The sequence below is a fragment of the Streptococcus sp. C150 genome (genome assembly GCF_000187445.1).
GTDB lineage: Bacteria > Bacillota > Bacilli > Lactobacillales > Streptococcaceae > Streptococcus > Streptococcus raffinosi.
This window is the reverse complement of sequence record NZ_GL698449.1, coordinates 1,297,165-1,318,264: the sequence shown is the minus strand read 5'-3', so window position 1 is coordinate 1,318,264 and position 21,100 is coordinate 1,297,165. Positions and strand designations below refer to the sequence as shown.

Genomic DNA, 21,100 nt, shown 5'->3' with positions numbered 1-21,100 from the left:
ATGAAAAAACAAACACGCATTTATTATTTATTTTGGGTTCTCTTTTTGCTGCAAATCATCCTTACAATCATGATTTGGTGGTCACAGGGGCTAGTGCTTCCTCTGGTCGTTTTTCCGGGGGTGAGTTTCTGCTTCCTGCTTTATTTAAGGTACCTCTTAGGCTACAGCCTTAATCAGTCTCCTTCAGAACCCTTATTTGTCCTCCGTAGGATTGGCCTTGGGACCGGTTTAAATCCTAGGAATCCACTAGGCTATAAGATTAGTATCCTACTAGTCATGGGTATTTTGATTTTCCTCTTTTGTCTGGATTTGTTCGCTCTTCTAAATCCTTAATCGTCTTGTTAACAGCAAGTTTCATATCCTTAACACTATTGTCATCAAAGGCATTCTATGATAGGATGAAAGGTGAAATGATAAAGAGAAGAGGAAAATCATGCGAAAGCTGTCAGAAGCAGAATGGATAAGCCGTTTTGAGCAAGTTCAGGGACGTAAGCCAAAACCTGATGAACTACAACTGGCTTATCAGTCTGGACTTATTGAAGTCTCGAAAAATTACAATTATATCTATATTCTTCTGGGCTCTCTATTAGCAATCGTTGTTGCCATAGGAATTAGTCTGATTTCAGGGACAACACATCAACATTCTGAGGGACCTTCTACAATGGCTAGCACGCTTTTCGCATCAACGGGAATATCAAGTGACAATTCTAGTGCTTCGGCGAGTGAAAATCCACGTTGGACCAATGATAAAGGAAGTCGTCTTGCTAATTTAATGGTTTCTTGGGGTAACCAGATGAATCAACCTGGTTATCAGGAAATTACCAAAGAAGCCTCCACTATTCCTATCCATTGGGGGTCAGACCGTGATCAGGTTGTGGACGCAACCTATGCTGCAAATGGGAATAGCAGTTCTGAGTACACTATTGTTTCAGTATATGAGCGTTGGCAGGGTACGACCGTTCACCGTTATTTCTTCTCCATAAAAAGAGATGGAACACCAGTTGTTCTTTATTCATCAACTACTAATGGTAGCATTTACTACGTCAAAGAAACAGGAAATGAAAATCTCAAATCAGCATACGCCGATATTGTCAGCAACTAAAAACTAGATTTCCAATTGGAAACCTAGTTTTTTAGTGTGAAGAAAGGCAAGATGAGAAAACTCTATGTACCACCTGCCTAGTTAGAGTTACATATCTTTGATATTCACTTTTCTAAGTAGTGTGTTATTTAACCTTTTTAGCCAACATAGTCGCAAATTGAAGGGCAATTGGATTACCATATTCATCTAAGCGGTGAAGGTGACCAATATTTTCATTGTATTTGACAAGCTCCCAGTCGCTATAGTAGTTTTTCAATTCGCCTTCTTCAAAGGTAAATGGGAAAGGCATGGTACAAGGGTGCTCCTCAGTATTCATGGCGCAGACAATTAAATTGTAACCACCAAGGGCAGTACGCTCTTGCATATTCTTGATGATAGCCGGAATTTGGTCAGGATTAAGGAACATGAAGACCACTGTTGAGAGAATAAAATCAAAGGTTTCTGATTCTGGAAGAGCAGCAAGGTTGATATCGTAGTAACCAGCTCTAACATTGTAATTTTCCTCATCAGCGATCATCTGGATACGTTGGGTAGCTTCATTATTAATGTCAACAGCAGTGACATCATGTCCAAGTGACGCTAAATAAAGAGCGTTACGACCATGACCACAACCAAGGTCTAGAGTGCGACCAGGTTTGATATAGCCAGATTGCACGGCCTCAAGAACCTCAGAGTGGGCCTTAGTATCATACTTTTTAGCCATGTAGTCTTCAGGTTTGCAATAAAAAGACAGGTAGCATTCTAAATCCTCTGAAGCAGCAGCGATGCGGTGCCAAGCCTGAGGTTCTACAAAAGGAATATCTGTTTCAGGTGTGAAGAGATGTTCCGCAGTAACCTGTCCTTCTTCATCTAATTCGTAAAAATGAAGAGCCCCAGACAGGATGGTCAGTTTAGCCCATGTTCCTACCTTCGTATTATGTTTTTGAGTCACCATTTCTGGAAGAGTAGTGGCTGTCCAGTTTGGGAGACGTTTATAGCAAAGAAGTTGCTGATCTATAGTCATTTTGTGAGTTCCTTTCAATAGGTATGGTTCTATTATAGCAAAAGTTTGGAAAAGAAAAAAAGTCTAGCTGGGGGAGCTAGACGCTTTTATTGTGAGAGAACTGATAATCTAGGAATGGGGAAAAGTGTTTGGGGAAGATAGGTATAAATGTTAAGAAGGGTTCCTAGACTATCAAAAAACGTTCATGAGAACAATAAGTTTTAAATGATAAAATATTTATCTCAAACTCATTCGTTCTCTCTTTACGCTATCTATTCTACCAAAAAAATCAGCAAAATACTTACATAACACTAAAAAGCGTAAGAAAATATCACGAACAGTCAATTAATGGTCTTGAATGGTAGCTTTGTACAATCTATTTTGAGTGATTACTATTACAGTATCCTAAGAAATGTATTTATGGAAAGTAGATAAAAGAAAAAACGTCTAACTAAAGCAGCTAGACGTTAATTATAGGAGAGATCTGGAAATCTAGGAATGGGGGAAAAGTGTTTGGGGAAGATAGGTATAAATGTTAAGAAGGGTTCCTAGACTATATTTTATTCTGTTTATGAGAATAGTGAGTAAAAACTTATAAAAATAACTTTTTGCCTCATCCGGTCTCTCTTTACATTTTCTATTTTACCAGAAATATGGAATACAACTTTACATATTCTTAAAAAGTGTAAGAAAAAATCATGAACAGTCAATTAATAGTCTTGAATGGTCATCTCACTTTATTAAAAAAGCAGATCCCTCAGGTTCTGCTTGTAAATGATAATAATGGTTTAATACCTTAAACAATCTTACCATAGAGCTTCTTAACATTGTTAATATCAATAGGTTGGATACTTGTTTTTCCACCCTTAGGTTCCATAACAGAGGCAACTGCACTATTATGATCAAGTCCAATCGCATGTCCCAGTTCGTGTTGGGCAGTGTTAAGGAGTTTACCACCATTTTGTTGGTAGTAGTTGTTTTTAACATGGAAGCTATTCAGGTAAACGGTAGCATTGTTATATTGCTTGGTTGGGACATAATAAGTAGAGTAGGTAACACCAAGAGGAGATGCTACATTTTCTTCATAACGTTCATCAGCAATAATGTTAGCTTTTAGTTTATCGTCGGTAAGTAGGAAGTTAAAGGCTCCAGTATTGTTCCAAGAGGTAATAGCTTCCTTGTAAGCAGTCACAATCTCTGGCGTTTTAGCTTTGATGAAGATGGTTGCTTCATTACTTGACCAATGAGGTGTGTTGTAATTTTCTTTGACAAGAACGTTGTTCTTTTGCCATACTTGCGCCACTCGGTCAACTGGTTTAGTAGCTTGGCCTGAAGCCGTGGGCTTATTTTCGGTAGTCACAGGCTTCTTAGGCTGAATAGTTGCAGTTGTTGAAGGCTTGTTTGCAACTGTAGCTGGTTTCTTGGGTTGGTTAGCCGTAGAACTTGATGTTTTAGGTTTAGAAGTTCCAGTAGTCGTTGGTTTTGTCGTGTCTGTTAATGGTTTTGGAAAATAGGTAGACAAAATTTTATGAACATTGCCATTGTCAATTGTCGTTGAAACCCATGTAGCACCATCTTTTGACCAGGTTTGTGCTTGTGCGACAGTTTCGGTCTTTGATGTTGCTTTATTTTCTTGAGATTGAGAATGACTTTCTGAACTTGTCGGAATCTTAGTCTCATAGGTTCTGACTCCGGTCTGACGATTAACAGTGCTACTTGCTGTTTGACTATTTTGAGCTAATTCGTCAAAAGTTGGAGTAGTTGAGGTAGATTGATTAAAATCATTTTCATATGTATGTTGGTCATCCACAGAGGTGTGTGAGATTGTGGTGACGGTAGCAGGTGCTTCAGAAGCAATAGCAGAATGTGTTTGAGTGCCAGTACCAGGATTTGTACTTGTCTCAAGTTCAGCAAAGGTCAGTGCCTGAGTGGAATCTGAGACATAAGTCTGATCAGCAGAAGCTGTCTGAGAATGTCCCAAAAGAAAAACACTCATGATACCAACAGTTGCAAGGGTTAACAAGGTCTTCGAATGGAATCCTTGCCTTTCAGTAAAACGTAACATAACTTTCTCCTTTTTAATATAAAACAAAAACAGCCCTAATGATACCATCTGAAAATGAATATAAAGTGACAACAATATAACAATTGTTATATAAATAAAAACTTGGTCGTTAAAAAAAGACTTTATACAGAAAAAAAGAATAATATCCGCTTAAATATGATAAAATGACAAGTAGGTATGCTAAGTGCATTAGAAAGAAAGAGGGAAATAAGATGCTTTCTATTATCATCCTGGAAGATGATGCCTTACAGCGTCACCGTGTTGGTCGCTTATTGGACGAAGCGGTCGAGGAGTCTAAGGCTGTTGTTAATGACATCACATTCTTTGAGAATGGTCAGGAATTGTTAGATGCTGACAGAGGTTCAGGTAAATCCATGATTTACCTTCTGGATATTGACCTCAAAAATCAGACCAAGCAGGGACTAGATATTGGTTTGGAGATTCGAAAAGAAGATTTGAAAGCACAAATTGCTTTTGTAACAGCCTACTCGGAGTTTATGCCCTTAACTTTTCGTTATAAGATTCAGGCCCTTGATTTTGTGGATAAATCCATGGAAGATATGGATCTCAAGAGAGCTTTGGTAGAGCTTTTGGATTTTGCCCAGTCACAGGTTGAGCAAGAAACGAAGACACAGAGTCTCACTGTTAAAACGGATAAAAATGATGTCAGTATTCCTTATAATGACATTTTGTATATTGAGACAGCTCCTGTTCCACATAAGTTGATTGCCCATACCAAGACAAACCTGGTTGAATTTTATGGGAAAATTGCAGAGGTGGCAAAACTGGATGATATATTCTTCCAAACCCACCGCTCTTTCGTCGTTAATGTCAGCAATGTGACAAGTGTGGATCGTACAGCTAATATGGTTTTCTTTGATGACGATGAGTCTTGCCTCCTTTCGCGAACACGTAAAAAAGAACTTTTGGAACGATTGAAAAATCGTTAAAGTATCTAGCCTATCCTTCTTCTCTAATGGTTATTAAAAATTTTCTGAAAACCGAGATGATTATTCAGTTTTATCTCATCTATTGACGGGAATTGTGATAAAATAGTAGCGTGGCTTTTATCATATACCTATCATGACTAGAAGGAGGTGGCTAACTATCATATGATGATTGATTTTCAAATTGCATTAGAGTATCTTTTGCATTTTATCGTCATACAATGGATTTATGAACAGACCAGTTTGGTTAGAGTTCCCCGACTGATTCTCCCCTTGGCTTTCTTAGTAGAATTCCTAGGAGGATTACTCGGTTCCTCTTTCGGGGTCGGCTTGTCCTTTATGACGCCTTTCTATCTTCTTTTCTATGCCTATTTCTTTGGCAAGGAAAGAACGGCCAATATGTTGGCCTTCTATGCCTTCTACCCTTTAGTCATTTATCTGTTGATATTTAATGGTTATTCTTATTTCTTGATGCCAGCCTTTAATATCACTTCAGATTTTCTCAACAAGAGTTACCTTTATTTTATTTTCTTTGACCTTCTAATTGTTCCAACCTTTGTTGCTCTTTCCAAGCTCCTTAATATTGACTTTAAATCTTTAAGGGTCTTGGAGAGAGACCGTAAGTTTAGTCGAATTATGTTTTTCACTAACTTTATCTTGATTAGTTATGTGATTTTTAACTATGCTGTGGTTGTAGCTTCGCAATTCTTTTCACTCTACTATGCTGGTCCTATCGTAACCTTAGTTGGTTTTGCATCTATCCTTTTTGCTGTATATAGTGTCAATAAGTATGCAGATGAGTACTTTGAAAATCAGCGTCGAAAAGAAAATCGTCGTCACTTGGATGATTTAGAAAAGTATTCTGAGCAAGTTGAGAGCCTTTATGAAACACTACGTGGTTTTCGTCATGATTATACCAATGTTCTGATTTCGCTTAGTGAGGCGATACAGATGAGAGATATTGACCAGATCAAGATGATTTATGACACTGTCCTTAAAGATTCAGCATCAGATTTGAAGCAACAGAAATTTGATTTGGCGAAACTAACACATGTAACCAATATGCCACTCAAGAGCCTGTTATCTTCTAAACTGGCTGAGGCGTTTGATAAGGGAATTCATTGTCATGTTGAGGTCGAAGAAGGTGTTTTCTTCACAGATATGCGTGTCTTGGACTTGATTACTATTACATCAATCCTCTGCGATAATGCTATTGAGGCAGCTGTTCTGTCAGAAACACCAAAGTTGTCTATTGCTATCTTTAAGATGGAGGGGCAGTCGGTAATTGCTGTTGAAAATTCCACTAAGGAAGCTTCTATTGACATAGCTCCTTTGAAGCAAAGAGGATTTTCGACCAAGGGAACAGGTCGTGGTTTAGGCTTAGCGAATATTGAAGAAATTCTCTTCAGATATGACAATGTGTCACTCGAAACGGAGTCAGCACAGCACCGTTTTGTGCAGTTATTGTCCGTTACACCAAAACAAGATTAATTGGGGATTTAATAAGAGTTTTTAGAATTCTTGTTAGTCCCTATTTTTATGTTTTGAAATATGTTAAAATAGTAACGTTAATCATGTGTTTTTTAATTTAGGGGGATTTATTATGTTGAAAGACGAATGGTTAGAATACTTCGAGGCTGTCAATGGGCGAAAGCCGAGGCCTATTGATTTTAAAGAGGCTCTAGAAAGAGGAGAGTTTATCCTCTCTGAGGAGTCAGACTCAAGCCAAGTAACTAATCAAGCACCGTCTGATCAAGGACAAGCATCGCCTGATCAATCATTAGATGGAGAAACTGCAACTGCAAAAGCACTAGCCCAGTCTCAAAAAGAGCGTAACGGCGCACAAGAGGCCCTAGCTAATGCGGCTCAAGAAAAGAGAAAAGCGCTATCCCAAGAAAGTGCTCTCCAAGTGAAGACGCTTCAATCAGGTCGTGAAGCTGAGGTTCTTCAAAAAGAAGAAGAACAGCGTCAACGTGTCGCTGAAGCTAAAGAACGGTTGGCTAGTTATGCGCCAACACGTCCAGATTCAGTAAGCCATTCAGCAAGTGCTGCGAGTGCAACTATTCAGGATATTCCAGTGTTCAGCAATGAATCACAATATCATGACAGTTCTGAGGACTTGAAAAAAGCCAACCGAAAAGAAGAAAAAGAGGCCAAGAAAATTGCTCGTCAGGCTGCTCGTGATAAGAAAAAGGCCGAAAAGCTTGCTGATAAAGTCAAGTCCAAAGAAGATCAGACTGTAATCAAACTAGAAAAGAAATTGGAAAGTCAGATTCGTCTTCTAGAAAGTGTTCAGAACATTGACAAAAAATCACAGAAGGCAAAAAGTTGGGGTAAAGGGGCCTTGATTTCTAGCCTTATTGCTGTTGTTTTGATGCTGTTGATTGGTGGTGTTTATGGCTTTTGGCGTAACGCTTCAGGTAACATTGAGGGGACTTGGGAATTAAAAACGTCAAAAGTCTTGGATGAAAATTCTGGCAAGTTAACCAATGCTCTTAAGGAGCATGAAAACAATAATGAAATTTATGTCTCTTTCCTTAAGGTTGACCATTCCAATAATCTACAGACACATTCTTACTTCTATACTAAGGGTAAGGAGGACCAGCCTACTTTTACGGCTTCAGATTATCTGAAGGAGTATCAAGTTGTTGATCAGTGGAATAAGTCTATTACCTATACCAAGGAAGTCTCAGAATTTAAGCGTGAGTTGACTCGGGTGGTCTCAGAACTTTATCCAAATGCCGATAAGAACTTAGTGGATTACTATATTTCGGATAATGTAGATAACTATAGACTTTATCGCAAAGGAAAACGAACCAAGTCGTATACTGTTAATAAGGATACCTTGGTTGTTTCTACCTATAATGAAGATGGTAAACTGACTAGCCGTGATACTTATGAGAAGGTCTCAAAAGCGACAGCTAAAGGCTTAGAAGCTGAATATGCTGAAGCAAAAGTGGCTTACGAAAAAAATCATAAGACTACAAGCAAAAAGTAGGTAAAAAGTGAGTTAGAGGTTGTCTCTAACTTTTTTTGTTGAAAATTTGAGTCTGTCAAGTTTTTTTCTTGACACATAAAAATGTTATGGTATACTAGATAAGGTCGAGAGGTGATTAATGCCTCCACCATAATAAAAAACTAAAGAAAAGAGATATTACAAAATGGCAGTAAAAATCCGTTTGACTCGTATGGGTTCTAAGAAAAAACCTTTCTACCGTATTAACGTTGCAGATTCACGTGCTCCACGTGATGGACGTTTCATCGAAACAGTTGGTACTTACAACCCACTCGTTGAAGAAAACCAAGTAACAATCAAAGAAGATCGTATTCTTGAATGGTTGTCTAAAGGTGCACAACCTTCAGATACAGTTCGTAACATCCTTTCAAAAGAAGGCGTTATGAAGAAATTCCACGAATCAAAATTCTCAAAATAATTTTTTAGCCTATGGATACCATTGAAAATCTTATTATCGCTATCGTTAAACCTTTAATTGCTTCACCAGATCAGTTGACCATTAAAATTATTGATGGCTCTGAGTTTTTGGAGTACCATCTTGACCTCGACCCAGCAGACATTGGGCGTGTTATCGGGAAAAAAGGACGTACTATTACGGCGATAAGAGCGATTGTCTATTCGGTACCTACTCAAGGTAAGAAGGTTCGTCTTGTTATTGACGAAAAAGAGAATGCTTAAGAGACGACCTTAGGGTTGTCTTTTTTGCATTTTTTGGTTAACCCTTTAAGTCCTTTGTATAATGTGAGGGTTAAACATAATGCCTAAATCAAAGATTAATCTGAAAGAAGGAGCAAGAATGACTTATCAAGAAGCGTTAGAGTGGATTCACGGTCAGTTGAAGTTTGGCATTAAGCCAGGTTTGGAACGTATGGCCTGGATGCTTGAAGAACTAGGAAACCCACAAGACAATTTGAAGGCTGTGCATATCGTTGGAACTAATGGAAAAGGGTCTACGGTAAATGCCCTACAAACGATTTTTAGTCAAGCAGGTTATGAAGTTGGAACCTTTACCTCGCCTTACATTATTGATTTTAAGGAACGGATTTCTGTCAATGGTCGTATGATTTCAGAAGAGGATTTGCTTAGCTTGGTTGAACGTGTTAAGCCTGTAGTTGAGCGTCTACCAAAAGAGACAGAGCATGAAAATGCGACAGAGTTTGAGATTATCACAGTTTTGATGTTTCTCTACTTTGGACAAGTCCATCCTGTGGATATTGCATTTATAGAGGCTGGAATGGGCGGCTTGCATGATTCGACTAATCTATTTAGTCCTCTAGCGGTCATTTGTCCATCTATTGGTCTGGATCATCAGGCGGTTTTGGGAAATACTCATGCTGAAATTGCGGCCGAAAAGGCTGGTGTTTTGAAAAATGGAGCTCCCTTTATTTTTGCGACTGAGCGAGATGATGTTCGAGCAGTCTTTGAAAAGAAAGCGCATGAAGAAGGGGCTAAGACCTACGAGTTAGGAAAAGATTTCACAGCTAACGGAACAAGTCATTCCTTTGATTTTGCTTACGAGGAACAAAAGCTAGAAAATATCTCATTGGCTATGGCTGGTCAGCATCAGGTGGCTAATGCTAGTTTGGCCATCATGACTTCTTTGCTACTTCAAAAAGATTATCCAGAAGTGACTCCTGACCTCATTAAGGCTGCCTTAGCTCATGCAAGTTGGCTAGGCCGAACAGAGTTTTTGATGCCTAATCTCATGATAGATGGTGCTCATAATAACGAGAGTGTTAAGGTATTGATTGATTTGTTAAAATCAGAATATGCGGATAAGGATATTGAATTGCTTTTTGCAGCTATTGATACCAAGCCTATTGATAGTATGTTGGCTCAGTTAGAGTCGGTCGGTGATTTGACAGTAACCAGCTTTGAGTATCCAAATAGTGTCAAATTGGACAAGTACCCAGCTGCTTACAAAAAGGTTCCAGACTTCCAAACTTGGATCAAGAATCATGTATCAGCGGATAAGGACAAATTATATGTGATTACAGGATCTCTTTATTTTATTTCTCAAGTTCGAAAATGGCTTTTAGAGCGAAAAAGTAACGTTTAGACTTGAAAGATAAGACTTAGGGGCGTATAATACCCCATATGTTTTAAAAGTAAGGAGAAAAAAATGCTTCAACGTCTGAAAAACATTTTAATAGGTGAACCCTTGACCCAGGATAATAGCAGTGATGATCACTTATTATCTAAGGTTCAAGCATTAGCCATGTTGTCGAGTGATGCTCTATCATCTATCGCATATGGTCCTGAACAGGTCGTATTGGTGTTGATGGCTGTATCAAGCGCTGCTATTTGGTGGTCTATCCCTATTGGGGTTTTGGTTCTAGTCCTTTTGGCTAGCCTTACTATTTCTTACAGACAGGTCATTAAGGCCTATCCACAGGGTGGTGGCGCCTACATGGTAACTTCGGAAAATCTGTCACCTAAGTTTGGTTTGATAGCTGGAGGTAGCCTCTTAGTCGACTATATGTTGACAGTAGCCGTTTCAGTTGCCTCAGGTGCGGATGCCATTACCTCAGCTATTCCTTTACTTCATCCCTATAATCTGGAAATCTCAATGATTTTGGTGCTTGTTTTGATGGTGATGAACCTCAGGGGAATGCGTGAATCGGCGAAATCTTTGATGATTCCTGTTTATCTCTTTATTGTCTCAACGATGTTCTTATTAGGATTTGGTTTCTTACAGATCTTAACGGGTCATATGCCTTATGCGGCTACGGCACATTTAGGTCAACCGATTACAGGTGTGTCAGTGATTCTTATTTTAAGGGCCTTTACTTCAGGTTCGGCTTCATTGACAGGGGTGGAAGCTATTTCTAATGCGGTGCCTTTCTTTAAGAAACCTAAGCCTAAAAATGCTGCATCAACCCTCTTTATCATGTCAAGCATTTTGGGGATTATGTTTGCAGGAATTACCTTCCTTAACTGGTGGACTGGTATTACACCTCATTCAGGTGTGACGATTTTGGCGCAGATGGCTAGAGAAATTCTTGGCTATTCATGGATTGGCAGTATCTTATTCTATATCTTCCAGTTCTCAACTGCTATGATTCTTGCAGTGGCAGCAAATACTGGTTTTTCAGCCTTTCCGATGTTGTCCTTTAATATGGCCAAGAATAAATACATGCCTCATATGTATCTTGAAAAAGGTGCACGTATGGGATACTCTAACGGTATCTTGACGCTGGCTATTGGGGCCATTACCCTCTTATTCATTTTCCGAGGAAATACAGAACGTTTGATTCCTCTTTATACTATTGGGGTGTTCATTCCTTTTGCACTTTCTCAAACGGGTATGGTTGTCCATTGGATTCGTGAATATGGTAAGGGATTCTGGAAACACTCTTTAGCTAATATTTTAGGTGCCCTAATTTGTTATGCCATCGTTCTCATTCTCTTCCTTTTCCGTCTAGGAGATATTTGGCCATTCTTCCCTATTATTGCGATTTTGATGTGGATGTTCCTTAAGATCAAGAAACATTATAATGGGGTTGCTCAACAGTTGCGTATTGATGGTCAAGTCAAAGAACATCATTATCAAGGCAATATTGTCCTTATCTTGGTGGGGAATGTTACAAAAGCTAATATTGGTGCTATTTCTTATGCACGTTCTATTGGTGATAAGGTTATCGCTATGCATGTGTCTACTAAAGATACAGAGAATAAGGACAAGGAAACCGAACAAGAGTTTAAAAAATATTTCCCAGAAATCGAGATGGTTCATATCCAATCACCTTACAGTTCAATTACGCAGTCAACTATTCAATATGTAGACGAAGTAGCTACTCAGGCTGAAAAGGAGAATGCGACTCTGACTGTTATGATTCCACAGTTTGTTCCGAAAAAATCATGGCAAACCATGCTTCACAACCAGATGAGTTTACGATTGAAATATTATCTCAAATGGCGTGAGAATATTGTCATTTCATCATATTCTTACCACTTGAAAGATTAAATAAAGACAAGCGAAGATAGTCCCCATGTGATGGGGAGTCTTCGCTTTTTTTAGTTAGAATTCAGCTAGGCAATTTTATTTTTTGCAAGAAAAATCGAGCAAAATGAGTTATAATAGATAGTACTATAACGTTTCAGGAGGAAATTATGGCAAATCAAGAAAAAGTAGAACAAGCAGTCTATCAATTATTGGAAGCTTTGGGTGAGAATCCTGAGCGTGAAGGTCTTTTGGATACGCCAAAACGTGTGGCTAAGATGTATGCTGAGATGTTTTCAGGTTTAAATGAAGACCCTAAAGATCAGTTTACAGCAGTCTTCTCAGAAGTACATGACGAAGTTGTCCTTGTCAAGGATATTCCTTTTTACTCTATGTGTGAGCATCATTTGGTTCCCTTTTATGGAAAGGCTCATGTAGCTTATCTGCCAAGTGGGGATAAAGTGACTGGACTGTCAAAATTAGCACGTGCTGTTGAAGTGGCGGCCCGTCGTCCACAATTGCAAGAACGTCTGACAGATCAAGTCGCTACAGCGCTTGAAGAAGCCCTTAATCCTCGAGGTGTTTTTGTCATGGTGGAAGCAGAACACATGTGTATGACCATGCGTGGTATTAAGAAACCAGGAAGTAAGACCATCACAACAGTTGCTAAAGGCCTTTATAAAGAAGACCGTGAAGAACGTAAGGAAATTCTTTCTTTGATGCGTGATTTTTAGGAGTTAAAATGTTTATTGGTAAACATGAAATTGCAGGTAAGGCCTGCATTATGGGAATCTTGAATGTCACCCCTGATTCTTTCTCAGATGGTGGCGATTTTGACACTGTAGAGGATGCGTTAGCTCAGGTTGAGCGTATGATTGCCCAGGGAGCAGCCGTTATCGATGTAGGTGGCGAATCTACAGGACCAGGAGCAGAATTTGTGACTGAGGAAGAAGAGATTGCTCGTATCGTGCCAGTTATTCAGGCTATCAAGGCAAAATATGATGTGCTCATCAGTATTGATACCTATAAGACAGCTACTGCCAGAGCTGCTCTTGAAGCAGGGGCAGATATTCTAAATGACGTCTGGGCTGGACTCTATGATGGTCAGATGCTAGCTTTAGCAGCTGAAAAGAATGTGCCGATTATTCTCATGCATAATCAAAAAGAAGAAGTATACAATGATGTCACAGAAGATGTCTGTACATTCCTCAGTCAACGTGCCCAGGCCGCCTTGGAAGCAGGTGTGGCCAAGGACAATATCTGGATTGATCCAGGCTTTGGCTTTGCGAAAAATGTCCAACACAATATTGACCTGCTAAAAGGCTTGGACAAGGTCGTTGCCTTGGGCTATCCTGTTCTTTTTGGGATTTCTCGTAAGCGTGTTGTGAACTACCTACTAGGTGGAAATACCCAAGCTAAGGACCGCGATCAGGGAACGGCTGCTCTATCTGGCTATGCTGTTAGCAAGGGCTGTCAGATTGTTCGTGTGCATAATGTTGATGCCAATCGTGATATCGTTAAGACTATTTCAGGAATTTTATGATACTAAAAAAAGCTCAGTACAAATTGAGCTTTTTTTCTTAGTCTTGAATTGTCCAAACGCTGACAGATTTTTCAGAAACCGGGAAGTCTCCCCATCCGTCTTCGTCAATGGTTACAGTATCAGAGCAGTTTCCAAGAATGTCATAGAAGGCTTGTCCAGCCCAATCACTACCAATTTCCATAGACTTGCTGTTAGCAGCATCATTAGAAATCGTTACAGCTAATGGAGCCCCATCTTCGTTGCCAGAGCGTGTCCACCCGATACAGTTTGGATCATCAAAGTAGTCTGTTTGCTCACCGTAAGCTAGGTCTTTACGAGCGTAGAGCAAGGTATCTAGGCTCTCTTGGAAATTTTCTTGGGCAAATTCACCCTCAATACCATAGTAGTCACCATAAAATAGGCAAGGAAGACCGTCTTCACGGAGAAGGATGAGAGCGTAAGCAGCTGGTTTAAACCATTCTTCAACAGTAGATTCTAGAGCTTGTCCGCGTTGAGTGTCGTGGTTGTCTACAAAGGTCACGGCATGTTCAGGATGATTTTTGACCAAGGAATGATCGAAAATTGTTGTTAAATCATAATCAGCTCCCGCTGTGCTAGCGTTGTGTAGATTGTTGTGGAGGGAAACATCGACAAGGTCAAAACGTTTTTCAATCTTTTCAAGATAGGTATTGTTATCCTCCTCGTTACCATTCCAAAATTCACCAAAGACATAGAAATCCTGACCTTGTTTTTCTTTGACATCGCGAATAAAATTACGCATAAAGAAAGAATCAATGTGCTTAACGGCATCCATTCGGAACCCTTGAACGCCTGTTGTTTCAACGAACCAGTCTGCCCATTCGTAAATATTTTCAATAACTTCAGGGTGTTTATAGTCTAGGTTGGCATACATAAGGTAGTCGAAGTTACCATTTTCGTTGTCAACCAAGTCGTTGTCTGCCCAGCCTTTGTTGTCACCTTGGATAAGATAGATACCACTTTTATTACGTTTGGCATCGAAGTCGGTTCCGTTAAAGTGGTACCAGTGCCATTCAAAATCGTCGTAGGCTTTATTACGTCCGTCAAAGGTGAAATGTGTCCAGCCTTCGATTTCAAATGGTTCGCTGATCTCTTGGGTACGGTCTTCTGGGTCAACTTCGACCACTTCGAAGGTCTCAAGTTTATCTGCTGCCGCCTTGTGATTAAGCACAACGTCGGCCATAGGTACAATACCAACTTCTTTGAGGCGATTAATAGCATTGAGATATTCATCTTTGAAACCGTACTTAGTGCGAATAGTTCCTTTTTGGTCGAATTCTCCAAGGTCAAAGAGGTCATAGACTCCGTAACCAACATCATCTTTGTTTGTAGCTTTAAAAGCGGGTGGCATCCAAACGTGGCTGATGCCTAGGTCTGCTAAATGTTGGGCATCTTCAGCCAAATTGTTCCAGTGTTGACCGTCACTTGGGAGATACCATTCAAAATATTGCATTGCGGTTTGATTTGTCATAGTTAATTCCTTGTTCATTGAGAAAGTCATAGATGTTGTAGCAGTAGGTTATTTAACCTCTGCACCTTTATTTTATCAAATAAGAATAATTGTGCAAGCGTTCGCATTGAATAAAGTGACAAAAGTCTCTGTTTTGTCTAAAAAATCATACGAATTAGAGCGTAACTTTTTAGCTGTTTTATGCTAGAATAAGGGTAAGTTTAGTCGTCTAAAGGAGAGTAAATGGATAAAATAATTTTGAATGGTTGCCGTTTCTATGGCTATCATGGTGCTTTTGCTGAAGAACAAACCCTAGGACAGATTTTTGTGGTGGATTTGGAATTGGCAGTTGATTTGGCCAAAGCCTCACGAAGTGATGAACTAGTAGATACGGTTCATTATGGCTTGGTTTTTGAGGCTGTGAAGAGACAGGTGGAAGAAGTAAAGTATAGCTTAATTGAGCGTTTAGCTGGTGCTATTTGCGAAGATTTATTTGCTCAATTTGGCCCTATCCAAGCCATTAAGATTCGTATTTATAAGGAGAATCCACCTATTAACGGACATTACAAGAGTGTGGGAATTGAGTTGGAGCGTAGCCGATGACAAAAGTTTACTTGAGTTTGGGGTCTAACATGGGCGACCGCCAAGGCTATCTCCAAAGAGCTGTGGAAGCCTTGAAGCAGTTGACTGATACTGAGGTTGAAACCGTGTCCTCTTATTATGAAACAGCCGCTTGGGGGCTAACAGATCAGGCTGATTTTTTAAACCTCGCCTTGGCATTAGAAACGCAGTTGCCAGCTGAAAGCCTACTCAGTGCTTGTCAGGCCATTGAGAAAGACTTGGATCGCGTTCGCCATGAGCATTGGGGACCCCGGACCGTGGATATTGATATTCTTCTCTATGGACAGGAAATTTGGGAGACTGAGCATCTGATAGTACCACATCCTTTCATGACTCAGAGAGCCTTTGTTTTGGTTCCTCTGCTAGAAATTGCAAAGGACTTAGTTGAGCCTCAAACTGGTCAAACCTACGAAAATTATTTGAGTCAATTAGACACTAATGATGTTCACAAATTCGTGACTTCGGACTAGTTTTTACTAAAATTCCTTGTCGTCAAGATGGGGATTTTTTGCTATAATTAATCTTGGCTTTTGCTGTATTTTTCCTCGATGTTCGAGGGGAAAATAGTAACACATTTGTAGGTTCTGCCTTTAATGATAGGGAAGCCTATCACAATGCCTACGAAGAAATAAAAAGAATAGAAAAGTATGGAAAAAATATGCTTGATGAATTAAAAAAAGATTTAGTGGGAATTGATATTCGTTTCAATGAACCCTTAAAACGTTACACCTATACCAAGGTTGGTGGACCAGCAGATTATTTGGCCTTTCCACGTAATCGTTATGAGCTTTCTCGTATTGTCAAATTTGCTAATAAGCAAGGGATTCCCTGGATGGTTCTTGGAAATGCTAGTAATTTGATTGTCCGTGATGGCGGTATCCGAGGCTTTGTGATTATGTTTGACAAGCTTAACGGTATTGCAGTAAACGGTTATCAAATTGAAGCAGAAGCGGGTGCTAATTTGATTGCGACAACAAAGGTGGCTCGTTTCCAAAGCTTGACTGGTTTTGAATTTGCAGCAGGCATCCCAGGTAGTGTTGGTGGTGCTGTATTCATGAATGCTGGGGCCTATGGCGGAGAGATTGCTCATATCTTGGTTTCTGCTCAGGTTTTGACAAAAGACGGTGATATTCGTACCATTGCGGCACGTGACATGCGTTTTGGTTACCGTCGCTCGGTTCTTCAGGAGACTGGTGAAGTTGTTATTTCAGCTAAGTTTAATCTCCATCCAGGTGACTATCATCAAATTAAGAATGAAATGAATCGCCTCAATCACTTACGTGAACTTAAGCAACCTCTCGAATACCCTTCATGTGGTTCTGTTTTTAAACGCCCACCAGGCCACTTTGCTGGTCAGCTTATTACGGAAGCTAATCTTAAAGGACATCGTATCGGTGGTGTTGAAGTTTCAACCAAGCATGCTGGTTTCATGGTCAATGTGGATCAAGGAACAGCTAAAGATTATGAGGATCTTATCGCCGATGTCATTGCCAAGGTTAAGGAAAATTCTGGAGTTACCTTAGAACCTGAAGTTCGTATCATTGGTGATAAGCTTAACTAAATCAACCCCTATCTTATATTTAATTTTTATGGAGGACTTATGACAATTGACTAATCCGATTATTGCCTTTCAAAACGTCTCAAAAGTGTTTGAAGACAGTGGCACACAAGTTTTAAAAGACATCAACTTCGAACTAGAAGAAGGAAAATTCTATACTCTTCTTGGAGCTTCTGGCTCTGGGAAATCAACCATTTTGAATATCATTGCTGGCCTCTTGGATGCGACCAGTGGTGACGTCCTTTTAGATGGAAAACGTATCAATGATATCCCTATCAATAAAAGGGATGTCCACACCGTTTTCCAATCTTATGCCCTCTTCCCACATATGAATGTCTTTGACAATGTGGCCTTTGCGCTTAAGTTAAAAAAGGTCCCTAAAAAGGAGATTGAAGAGCGTGTAGAAGAAGCCTTGAAAATGGTTCAACTAGATGGTTATCAAAAGCGCTCAATTCAAAAATTATCTGGTGGACAACGTCAACGGGTGGCCATTGCCCGTGCGATTATCAACCAACCACGAGTGGTCCTTTTAGATGAGCCTCTGTCAGCACTGGATTTGAAGCTACGTACTGAAATGCAATACGAGTTGCGTGAATTGCAGCAGCGACTAGGGATTACCTTTGTCTTTGTTACCCACGACCAAGAAGAAGCCCTGGCTATGTCGGATTGGATTTTTGTTATGAATGATGGGGAAATTGTTCAGTCAGGAACCCCTGTTGATATCTATGATGAGCCTATCAACCACTTTGTAGCTACTTTTATTGGAGAATCCAACATTCTTCCTGGCGTGATGATTGAGGATTATCTGGTTGAGTTCAATGGAAAACGCTTCGAATCTGTTGATGGAGGAATGCGTCCTAACGAACCTGTTGAAGTGGTTATCCGTCCTGAAGATTTACAAATCACGCTTCCTGAAGAAGGGAAGCTGCAAGTTCGAGTGGAAACGCAACTCTTTCGTGGGGTTCACTATGAAATTATTGCCTATGACAATCTTGGCAATGAATGGATGATCCACTCGACCCGTAAGGCGATTGAGGGTGAGATTATCGGTCTTGATTTTACGCCTGAGGATATTCATATCATGCGTCTTAATGAGACAGAAGAAGAATTCGATGCCCGTATTGAAGAATATGTGGAAGTGGAAGAGCATGAAGATGGCTTGATTAATGCCATTGAGGAGGAGCGCCATGAAGAAAACAGCTAGCCTCTTCTCGGTTCCTTACCTCCTTTGGCTCCTACTCTTCGTGGTTGCTCCAGTGCTCATGCTCTTGTATCAGTCTTTCTTTGATATCAGTGGCAACTTTACTTTAGATAATTACGGGACCTTCTTTTCCAGTTGGACCTACTTGAGGATGAGCTTCAACTCGGTTCTTTATGCGGCTATTATTACTATAGTCACTCTCCTCATTTCCTATCCTACGGCTTATCTTTTGACGAGACTCAAGCATAAACAGCTTTGGTTAATGCTTGTCATTTTGCCGACCTGGGTCAATCTTCTTCTTAAAGCTTATGCCTTTATGGGGATTTTTGGTCAACAAGGTGGGATTAACGCCTTTCTTGGTTTCTTTGGTATTGCACCTATGCAAATCCTTTTTACGGATTTCTCCTTTATTTTTGTAGCCAGCTACATCGAAATACCATTTATGATTCTGCCGATTTATAATGCTCTAGATGATTTGGATGAAAATATCGTTAATGCGAGCAAGGATTTGGGTGCTAATGATTGGCAGACCTTTACTAAGGTTATCTTTCCTTTGTCGCTTAATGGGGTTCGTTCAGGTGTGCAATCAGTCTTCATCCCTAGTCTCAGTCTCTTTATGTTGACACGCTTGATTGGTGGTAACCGAGTGATTACACTAGGAACGGCTATTGAACAGCACTTCCTCACAACGCAAAATTGGGGGATGGGGGCAACCATTGGGGTTGTTCTCATTGCTGCTATGATTGCGACTATGTGGTTAACGAAGGAGAGACGTCAATGAAAAAATTTGCAAATCTCTATCTCGTTTTTGTCTTTGTTATCCTCTATTTGCCTATCTTTTATTTAATCGCCTATTCTTTCAATAGTGGTGGCGATATGAATCATTTCAAAGGCTTTACGCTGGATAATTATCAGAGTATGTTTTCAGATAGTCGACTCATGTTGATTTTGGCTCAAACCTTCTTCTTAGCCTTTCTTAGTGCTCTCTTAGCGACACTCATTGGTACCTTCGGGTCTATCTTTATCTATGAGAGCAAACAGAGGCAGCAAACGGGGATTTTATCTCTAAATAACGTGCTCATGGTTGCACCTGACGTTATGATTGGTGCCAGTTTCTTAATTCTATTTACCTTAATTGGCTTTCAGCTCGGTTTCGTCTCTGTTTTGCTAAGCCACATCGCCTTTTCAATTCCAATTGTGGTTCTCATGGTTTTACCACGTCTCAAGGAAATGAATCGTGATATGGTAAATGCGGCCTATGACTTGGGTGCGACCCAGTGGCAGATGTTGCAAGAGGTAATGCTACCATACTTGACACCTGGAATTATCGCTGGTTATTTTATGGCCTTTACTTATTCTTTGGATGACTTTGCCGTGACCTTCTTCGTTACAGGTAATGGTTTTTCAACACTTGCTGTGGAGATTTACTCACGTGCTCGTAAGGGAATTTCTTTGGAAATCAATGCCCTCTCAACCGTTGTTTTCCTATTCTCTATCCTTTTGGTTATTGGCTATTACTTGATTACCAAGGAGAAAAAGGAGGAGCAAGATGCGTAGACTCTATGAATTTTTACTAGGGATTGTAGCCATTATACTTGTCCTTTGGGGAATTTCTGCCTATATGCAAAGTCACACAGGAAGTGCCTCTGATAAATTAGTGATTTATAACTGGGGGGACTATATTGATCCTGATCTCTTGACCAAGTTCACCAAGGAAACAGGCATCAAAGTTCAGTATGAAACTTTTGATTCCAATGAGGCCATGTATACCAAGATTAAGCAGGGGGGGACTACCTACGACATTGCTGTACCGTCAGACTATACCATTGATAAAATGGTTAAGGAAAACCTGTTGGTGAAATTGGATAAATCTAAAATCCATGGCTTTGATCAAATTGGCTCAAGCTTCAAGGGACTTAGTTTCGACCCTCACAATGATTATTCCATTCCTTATTTTTGGGGGACTGTTGGCATTGTCTATAATACAAAATTGGTAAAAAAAGCTCCTCAGCATTGGAATGATCTCTGGTCGCCTGATTACAAAGACCAAATTATGCTAGTTGATGGGGCACGTGAAGTCATTGGCTTTTCACTTAATAGCTTGGGATACAGTCTGAACACCAAGAACATGACGGAATTGCGTTTGGCGGAGACCAAGCTCAATAGCTTAACCCCTAATATCAAAGCTATTGTAGGCGATGAAATGAAGGGCTACATGATTCAAGGTGATGCTGCTATCGGAGTAACCTTCTCAGGGGAAGCTAGTGAGATGCTTGATAAAAATGAGAATCTTCGTTATGTTGTTCCTTCTGAGGGCTCAAATCTTTGGTTTGATAATCTGGTTATCCCGAAGACAGTTAAGCACAAAAAAGAGGCCTATGCCTTTATCAATTTCATGCTTAAGCCAGAAAATGCAGCTCAAAATGCCGAATACATCGGCTATGCAACACCTAACGATGCAGCCAAAGCCTTGCTTCCAAAGCGGATTACTGATGATAAAGCCTTTTATCCATCAGAGTCAACAATCAAAAACCTAGAAGTCTATGATAATCTAGGCCAAAAATGGCTAGGCATCTATAACGATATTTACCTTCAAGTTAAGATGTATCGTAAATAAGCCTTCTAAGTTTAAGTGCTAGATTCAAAGTAAAACA

Annotated in this window: 20 protein-coding genes; 17 read left to right on the top strand and 3 right to left on the bottom strand. The window is 39.9% G+C overall.

What is annotated here, in order from left to right:
* Positions 1-433 precede the first annotated feature (433 nt).
* Complete coding sequence (locus HMPREF0848_RS05855; RefSeq protein ID WP_008535285.1) at positions 434-1,102, top strand: DUF4767 domain-containing protein; 669 nt, start codon at positions 434-436, stop codon at positions 1,100-1,102.
* 124 nt (positions 1,103-1,226) lie between these two features.
* Here the strand turns inward: HMPREF0848_RS05855 and tehB are convergent, their stop codons facing one another.
* Positions 1,227-2,105, bottom strand: a complete 879-nt coding sequence (gene tehB / locus HMPREF0848_RS05850; protein WP_008535284.1) for an SAM-dependent methyltransferase TehB — start codon at positions 2,103-2,105, stop codon at positions 1,227-1,229.
* A gap of 775 nt (positions 2,106-2,880) precedes the next feature.
* Complete coding sequence (locus HMPREF0848_RS05845; protein WP_037609019.1) at positions 2,881-4,149, bottom strand: matrixin family metalloprotease; 1,269 nt, start codon at positions 4,147-4,149, stop codon at positions 2,881-2,883.
* A gap of 212 nt (positions 4,150-4,361) precedes the next feature.
* Here HMPREF0848_RS05845 and HMPREF0848_RS05840 point away from each other — a divergent pair, with 212 nt between their 5' ends.
* From HMPREF0848_RS05840 to folP, 9 genes are all read left to right on the top strand, one after another.
* A complete protein-coding gene (locus HMPREF0848_RS05840) occupies positions 4,362-5,099 on the top strand; it encodes a LytR/AlgR family response regulator transcription factor (RefSeq protein ID WP_008535280.1) in 738 nt (245 codons plus the stop codon).
* Between the two features lie 162 nt (positions 5,100-5,261).
* A complete protein-coding gene (locus tag HMPREF0848_RS05835) occupies positions 5,262-6,587 on the top strand; it encodes a sensor histidine kinase (protein ID WP_198003208.1) in 1,326 nt (441 codons plus the stop codon).
* A gap of 112 nt (positions 6,588-6,699) precedes the next feature.
* Positions 6,700-8,094 carry a hypothetical protein gene (locus tag HMPREF0848_RS05830; RefSeq protein WP_037609017.1) on the top strand — a complete coding sequence of 465 codons (1,395 nt, stop codon included), beginning with the start codon at positions 6,700-6,702 and terminating at the stop codon, positions 8,092-8,094.
* A 163-nt stretch (positions 8,095-8,257) separates the two neighbouring features.
* Positions 8,258-8,530, top strand: coding sequence for a 30S ribosomal protein S16 (rpsP, locus tag HMPREF0848_RS05825; protein ID WP_008535277.1), 273 nt, complete (start codon positions 8,258-8,260; stop codon positions 8,528-8,530).
* 11 nt (positions 8,531-8,541) lie between these two features.
* On the top strand, positions 8,542-8,790 hold the full coding sequence (locus HMPREF0848_RS05820; RefSeq protein ID WP_008535276.1) for a KH domain-containing protein: 249 nt from the start codon (positions 8,542-8,544) through the stop codon (positions 8,788-8,790).
* A gap of 118 nt (positions 8,791-8,908) precedes the next feature.
* The gene (locus HMPREF0848_RS05815; RefSeq protein WP_008535275.1) at positions 8,909-10,171 is read left to right on the top strand and encodes a bifunctional folylpolyglutamate synthase/dihydrofolate synthase; all 1,263 of its coding nucleotides are present in this window, start codon (positions 8,909-8,911) and stop codon (positions 10,169-10,171) included.
* A gap of 63 nt (positions 10,172-10,234) precedes the next feature.
* Positions 10,235-12,079: an APC family permease gene (locus HMPREF0848_RS05810; RefSeq protein ID WP_008535274.1), complete on the top strand. Its 1,845-nt coding sequence runs from the start codon at positions 10,235-10,237 to the stop codon at positions 12,077-12,079.
* Between the two features lie 146 nt (positions 12,080-12,225).
* Positions 12,226-12,789: a GTP cyclohydrolase I FolE gene (folE, locus tag HMPREF0848_RS05805; protein WP_002884345.1), complete on the top strand. Its 564-nt coding sequence runs from the start codon at positions 12,226-12,228 to the stop codon at positions 12,787-12,789.
* 8 nt (positions 12,790-12,797) lie between these two features.
* Positions 12,798-13,598, top strand: coding sequence for a dihydropteroate synthase (folP, locus tag HMPREF0848_RS05800; RefSeq protein WP_008535271.1), 801 nt, complete (start codon positions 12,798-12,800; stop codon positions 13,596-13,598).
* Between the two features lie 37 nt (positions 13,599-13,635).
* On the opposite strand, the gene HMPREF0848_RS05795 is transcribed toward folP, so the two are convergent.
* The gene (locus HMPREF0848_RS05795) at positions 13,636-15,087 is read right to left on the bottom strand and encodes an alpha-amylase (protein ID WP_037609015.1); all 1,452 of its coding nucleotides are present in this window, start codon (positions 15,085-15,087) and stop codon (positions 13,636-13,638) included.
* A 222-nt stretch (positions 15,088-15,309) separates the two neighbouring features.
* Here HMPREF0848_RS05795 and folB point away from each other — a divergent pair, with 222 nt between their 5' ends.
* The 7 genes from folB to HMPREF0848_RS05760 all read left to right on the top strand — a co-directional run bounded on the left by folB (position 15,310) and on the right by HMPREF0848_RS05760 (position 21,063).
* Positions 15,310-15,669 carry a dihydroneopterin aldolase gene (gene folB / locus HMPREF0848_RS05790; RefSeq protein ID WP_008535266.1) on the top strand — a complete coding sequence of 120 codons (360 nt, stop codon included), beginning with the start codon at positions 15,310-15,312 and terminating at the stop codon, positions 15,667-15,669.
* Entirely contained in the window at positions 15,666-16,157 is a 492-nt protein-coding gene (gene folK / locus HMPREF0848_RS05785) for a 2-amino-4-hydroxy-6-hydroxymethyldihydropteridine diphosphokinase (protein ID WP_008535265.1), read from the top strand. Before folB ends, folK begins: the two co-directional genes overlap by 4 nt.
* A gap of 188 nt (positions 16,158-16,345) precedes the next feature.
* On the top strand, positions 16,346-17,248 hold the full coding sequence (murB, locus tag HMPREF0848_RS05780) for a UDP-N-acetylmuramate dehydrogenase (protein ID WP_008535264.1): 903 nt from the start codon (positions 16,346-16,348) through the stop codon (positions 17,246-17,248).
* Between the two features lie 46 nt (positions 17,249-17,294).
* Entirely contained in the window at positions 17,295-18,449 is a 1,155-nt protein-coding gene (locus HMPREF0848_RS05775; RefSeq protein WP_008535263.1) for an ABC transporter ATP-binding protein, read from the top strand.
* The gene (locus tag HMPREF0848_RS05770) at positions 18,433-19,227 is read left to right on the top strand and encodes an ABC transporter permease (RefSeq protein ID WP_021146283.1); all 795 of its coding nucleotides are present in this window, start codon (positions 18,433-18,435) and stop codon (positions 19,225-19,227) included. Before HMPREF0848_RS05775 ends, HMPREF0848_RS05770 begins: the two co-directional genes overlap by 17 nt.
* The gene (locus HMPREF0848_RS05765; RefSeq protein WP_037609012.1) at positions 19,224-20,003 is read left to right on the top strand and encodes an ABC transporter permease; all 780 of its coding nucleotides are present in this window, start codon (positions 19,224-19,226) and stop codon (positions 20,001-20,003) included. Before HMPREF0848_RS05770 ends, HMPREF0848_RS05765 begins: the two co-directional genes overlap by 4 nt.
* On the top strand, positions 19,996-21,063 hold the full coding sequence (locus HMPREF0848_RS05760) for an ABC transporter substrate-binding protein (RefSeq protein WP_008535261.1): 1,068 nt from the start codon (positions 19,996-19,998) through the stop codon (positions 21,061-21,063). Before HMPREF0848_RS05765 ends, HMPREF0848_RS05760 begins: the two co-directional genes overlap by 8 nt.
* The last annotated feature ends 37 nt before the right edge of the window (positions 21,064-21,100 follow it).

What these genes read in the sequence shown, in the direction of transcription:
- HMPREF0848_RS05855 (WP_008535285.1), top strand. Translation starts at nt 434, where the DNA reads ATGCGAAAGCTGTCAGAAGCAGAATGGATAAGCCGTTTTGAGCAAGTT.
- tehB (WP_008535284.1), bottom strand. Translation starts at nt 2,105, where the DNA reads ATGACTATAGATCAGCAACTTCTTTGCTATAAACGTCTCCCAAACTGG.
- HMPREF0848_RS05845 (WP_037609019.1), bottom strand. Translation starts at nt 4,149, where the DNA reads ATGTTACGTTTTACTGAAAGGCAAGGATTCCATTCGAAGACCTTGTTA.
- HMPREF0848_RS05840 (WP_008535280.1), top strand. Translation starts at nt 4,362, where the DNA reads ATGCTTTCTATTATCATCCTGGAAGATGATGCCTTACAGCGTCACCGT.
- HMPREF0848_RS05835 (WP_198003208.1), top strand. Translation starts at nt 5,262, where the DNA reads ATGATGATTGATTTTCAAATTGCATTAGAGTATCTTTTGCATTTTATC.
- HMPREF0848_RS05830 (WP_037609017.1), top strand. Translation starts at nt 6,700, where the DNA reads ATGTTGAAAGACGAATGGTTAGAATACTTCGAGGCTGTCAATGGGCGA.
- rpsP (WP_008535277.1), top strand. Translation starts at nt 8,258, where the DNA reads ATGGCAGTAAAAATCCGTTTGACTCGTATGGGTTCTAAGAAAAAACCT.
- HMPREF0848_RS05820 (WP_008535276.1), top strand. Translation starts at nt 8,542, where the DNA reads ATGGATACCATTGAAAATCTTATTATCGCTATCGTTAAACCTTTAATT.
- HMPREF0848_RS05815 (WP_008535275.1), top strand. Translation starts at nt 8,909, where the DNA reads ATGACTTATCAAGAAGCGTTAGAGTGGATTCACGGTCAGTTGAAGTTT.
- HMPREF0848_RS05810 (WP_008535274.1), top strand. Translation starts at nt 10,235, where the DNA reads ATGCTTCAACGTCTGAAAAACATTTTAATAGGTGAACCCTTGACCCAG.
- folE (WP_002884345.1), top strand. Translation starts at nt 12,226, where the DNA reads ATGGCAAATCAAGAAAAAGTAGAACAAGCAGTCTATCAATTATTGGAA.
- folP (WP_008535271.1), top strand. Translation starts at nt 12,798, where the DNA reads ATGTTTATTGGTAAACATGAAATTGCAGGTAAGGCCTGCATTATGGGA.
- HMPREF0848_RS05795 (WP_037609015.1), bottom strand. Translation starts at nt 15,087, where the DNA reads ATGACAAATCAAACCGCAATGCAATATTTTGAATGGTATCTCCCAAGT.
- folB (WP_008535266.1), top strand. Translation starts at nt 15,310, where the DNA reads ATGGATAAAATAATTTTGAATGGTTGCCGTTTCTATGGCTATCATGGT.
- folK (WP_008535265.1), top strand. Translation starts at nt 15,666, where the DNA reads ATGACAAAAGTTTACTTGAGTTTGGGGTCTAACATGGGCGACCGCCAA.
- murB (WP_008535264.1), top strand. Translation starts at nt 16,346, where the DNA reads ATGCTTGATGAATTAAAAAAAGATTTAGTGGGAATTGATATTCGTTTC.
- HMPREF0848_RS05770 (WP_021146283.1), top strand. Translation starts at nt 18,433, where the DNA reads ATGAAGAAAACAGCTAGCCTCTTCTCGGTTCCTTACCTCCTTTGGCTC.
- HMPREF0848_RS05765 (WP_037609012.1), top strand. Translation starts at nt 19,224, where the DNA reads ATGAAAAAATTTGCAAATCTCTATCTCGTTTTTGTCTTTGTTATCCTC.
- HMPREF0848_RS05760 (WP_008535261.1), top strand. Translation starts at nt 19,996, where the DNA reads ATGCGTAGACTCTATGAATTTTTACTAGGGATTGTAGCCATTATACTT.